The sequence below is a fragment of the Microcoleus sp. genome, assembly GCF_049646505.1.
GTDB lineage: Bacteria > Cyanobacteriota > Cyanobacteriia > Cyanobacteriales > Microcoleaceae > Microcoleus.
Map to the genome: position 1 here is coordinate 1 of NZ_JBARVX010000285.1, position 3,472 is coordinate 3,472.

Here is a 3,472-nt window from a genome sequence, read left to right on the forward strand (position 1 = left end):
GCAGAAGTGCTCGCTGCCTTTGAAGCCCAACCAGTTGCAGGAGTGACAGTTAAAGCCTGTAGCTGTCAGGGACAGTGCAACACGGGCCCGACTGTGCGAGTCACCCCAGACGAAATTTGGTATTGTCGAGTTAAACCGAGTGATGTACAGTCGATCGTGGAAGAGCATCTCAAAGTAGGAAAACCTGTAGAAGCGCTGTTCAATCCGAGAATTCATATGCGTTATTACTATTAGTATTGATTTAATGCAGTAAAAATTGTAATTTTTGAAGCATATAATGTGAATAAAAATTGTTAAAATAAAATAGCATTTATTCTCTAGCTATTATCTAAAAAATCTGCGTTAATCTGTGTCAATCTGCCTCAAATCTGCGGTTTTCCAATCAATCAAAAAATCAAGCAATCTTATATATTATGAAAATTACGCTGTGAAAATCAAAGTAATTGCGGTTAGTTTGTTGGTGCTAGTGTTGGGGCGCACGCCGGCGGCAGTCGCTCAAACATCGGCGGTTGCTGGAGATATTTGTCCGGGGGAATTGGGGGCGAAAGTAGATGCGATCGCCAACCGTCCCGAATTTAGCCGATCGCGCTGGGGGATTTTGATTCAACCCCTATCTTCTACCGCAACTCTCTACAGCCGCGACGCAACCAAATATTTCATTCCAGCATCAAATGTCAAGCTGCTAACAACAGCCGCTGCTTTGCAGAAACTCGGTGCCGATTTTCGGATTAAGACATCGGTTTACAGCGGCGAAAATGGGAGTTTGTACGTTGCCGGCAGGGGCGATCCGAGCATTGCTGAGCCTCAGTTGAAATCCTTGGCGCAGCAGTTGAAGCAGCGGGGAATTAGTCAAGTAAACGAGTTGATTGGCGATGACAGCTATTTTCAAGGCAGTGCAGTCAATCGCAATTGGGAATGGGAAGACGCGCAAGCTGGCTATGGCGCGCCGGTTAACAGTTTAATTTTCAATCAAAACGCGATCGAGCTTGTTTTGTCCCCGCAGAATCTCGGACAACCTCTAAAAGTTACTTTTGCCCAACCAAAGTTAGCCAATCAGTGGCAAATTCAGAACAATTCAGTCACAGTCGCCCCCAACGAATCTGAGTTTCTTGAAGTTGGCAGGGAGTTCGATCGCCCCGCAATTCGAGTTAGCGGACAGTTGAAAGTTGGTGCAGAATCTGAATCAAGCTATGTTGCAGTTGTCAATCCCGCCAATAATTTTTTACAAAATTTTCAACAAGTCTTGACGGCGGAGGGAATTCCGGTTAAACAAGTTTTAGTTGCCTCTGTTGCTCGCAATTTAAACCAAGAATTAGCAGCCGTTGAATCGCCGCCGCTGGCAGAATTGGTGAAGGAAACTAATCGGGAAAGTAACAATCTTTATGCAGAGGTTTTATTGAGATTGTTGGGAAAATTCACAGTCAAGATGTCTGTGCCACAAGAAGATACTAATGAAACTGGTTTGAAGGAGTTAAAAACAGCTTTAACTCAATTAGGTGTAAATCCCAACAGCTACATATTAACCGACGGTTCGGGACTTTCCCGACACAATTTAATTAGTCCCGAAGCCTTGGTGCAAACTTTGAGATTGATGGCTAATTCACCTGCTGCGTCTGTCTACCGCGCCTCGTTGCCGATCGCAGGCGAGAACGGCACTTTAAAAAATCGCTTTAATTCTACCGCAAACCGCGTAATTTTGCAAGCAAAAACTGGAACTTTGAGCGGAGTTTCGGCGCTGTCGGGATATATCGAAGTTCCAAGTTACGAGCCGCTGGTGTTTAGCATCATCGTCAATCAATCTGACCTGCCATCTTCAAAATTGCGATCGGCAACGGACGAAATTGTGCTATTATTGAACCGCCTCCGCCGCTGTTAAAACTACAAATTTCAATCGCTCAATTTAAAATAAGTAGTTACACCTAAAAAACCAGAGACTCCAAAACGCTACAAGTTTTAAGTTTAACTAGATTCCAGCAGCGGGGATCGAAAAGCAGCTAGAATAAAAGCAGAAACATTAAAACCATTCGGTCGTTTCAGCCGACTAAGTAAGTAATGACAAAAAAACAATAGTACCTTGTCGGGCGGGCGCGAGTTAAGAATCACGAGATACAAGCGAGAAGATCGAGGCAAAACCCGCCCGACACATCTAATGTTTATTTGTACTCACCTGCTAGCAGTCGGCGGGTTCCGTACTTCCCGAAACATAAGTCTAACTTTTAATTTATGCAGTCTTTAGATTCCGAACAGCAACACATCTTTGTCGAAACCAACAACATCCGCTTGCACTGCGTTTCCCAAGGAGAAGGCGAGCTCGTTGTGCTCCTGCACGGTTTTCCAGAGTTTTGGTACTCTTGGCGACATCAAATTCCTGCCTTAGCTCGTCATTTCAAGGTTGTGGTGCCGGATTTGCGGGGCTACAACGATTCCGACAAGCCGGAAAGCGGTTATGATTTGGATACGCTGAGTGCTGATATTCGCGGTTTGATCGATCGGCTCGGCTATAAAAAAGCTCACATTGTGGGTCACGATTGCGGCGGTGCGATCGCGTGGCATTTAGCTCAAAAATTCCCCGAAAAACTCAACCGCTTAGCAATTTTAAACGCTCCGCACCCGCAGCGATTAGTGCAAGAAATGGCAAGCAATTTAGACCAACTCCGGCGCAGTTGGCACATTTTGGCTTTCCAAGTTCCCGGCATCCCCGAATGGTTGATCCGGCAAAATTTGAAAGATTTTGTGCAAAATATTTTTCAGGGTCAAGCTATTCGCAAAGGAGCTTTTAGCGCTGAGGAAACTAAGATTTATCAGACTGCTTTAGAAAAACCGGGAGTGTTAGCTGCGGCGATGAATTATTACCAGCAAATGTTTCACCCGCAGCGGCTTTGGCATTGGGGACAGAAATTAGAACCGGTGACAGTGCCTACTTTGGTGCTTTGGGGAGAAGAAGATGCGTTTTTGAGCCACACACTTGTAGAAGGTTTAGATCGGTTAATTACGGCTCCGTTTAAGTTAAAATTAATCCCTAATTGCGGTCACTGGGTTCAGCAAGAAGCGCCGCAAACGGTGAATCGAGAATTGCTGAATTTTTTGAGAAATTCTTCTCGTCCTTTGGCTTTGGTCTAGGCGGTTTTAGATCGATCGCTCGGAATGCGAGTCCTCTAATTTTTGTGAGGATTAAAGTGCGTGTAGGGTGCGTCATATCAATTCCGGTTGCACTCATACATGATGTTAACTGTTAACTGTTAACTGTTAACTGTTAACTGTTAACAGTCAACAGTCAACAGTGAATTTACTATTCCGATGAAGATAGGATTTGATATGACGCACCCTACTATTTAAGAGTCCCAAAGCAAATTTTCTTGAATCAACAGTGCAATCATTGCCGTTCTGGAACAAACACCGAGTTTAATAAAAATCCGCCTCACGTAAGTAGCAACCGTCCAGTGACTGATATTTAAATTTTTGGCGATACATT

The 3,472-nt window shown here is 44.4% G+C and carries 4 protein-coding genes; 3 read left to right on the forward strand and 1 reads right to left on the reverse strand.

The window, feature by feature from the left end; translation table 11 throughout:
• The 3 genes from WBA89_RS15255 to WBA89_RS15265 all read left to right on the forward strand — a co-directional run.
• The coding region (locus tag WBA89_RS15255; protein ID WP_424407803.1) for a (2Fe-2S) ferredoxin domain-containing protein at window positions 1-234 on the forward strand (234 nt) is incomplete at its 5' end.
• Between the two features lie 193 nt (window positions 235-427).
• Window positions 428-1,876, forward strand: coding sequence for a D-alanyl-D-alanine carboxypeptidase/D-alanyl-D-alanine endopeptidase (dacB, locus tag WBA89_RS15260; RefSeq protein ID WP_424407805.1), 1,449 nt, complete (start codon window positions 428-430; stop codon window positions 1,874-1,876).
• A gap of 347 nt (window positions 1,877-2,223) precedes the next feature.
• Complete coding sequence (locus tag WBA89_RS15265) at window positions 2,224-3,120, forward strand: alpha/beta fold hydrolase (protein WP_424407807.1); 897 nt, start codon at window positions 2,224-2,226, stop codon at window positions 3,118-3,120.
• Window positions 3,121-3,332: 212 nt separating this feature from the next.
• On the opposite strand, the gene WBA89_RS15270 is transcribed toward WBA89_RS15265, so the two are convergent.
• Window positions 3,333-3,467, reverse strand: coding sequence for a LuxR C-terminal-related transcriptional regulator (locus WBA89_RS15270; protein ID WP_424407809.1), 135 nt, complete (start codon window positions 3,465-3,467; stop codon window positions 3,333-3,335).
• Window positions 3,468-3,472: the final 5 nt, after the last annotated feature.

Bases quoted from the DNA above. Each gene is read 5' to 3' on its own strand.
- WBA89_RS15265 (WP_424407807.1), top strand. From the start codon at position 2,224: ATGCAGTCTTTAGATTCCGAACAGCAACACATCTTTGTCGAAACCAAC.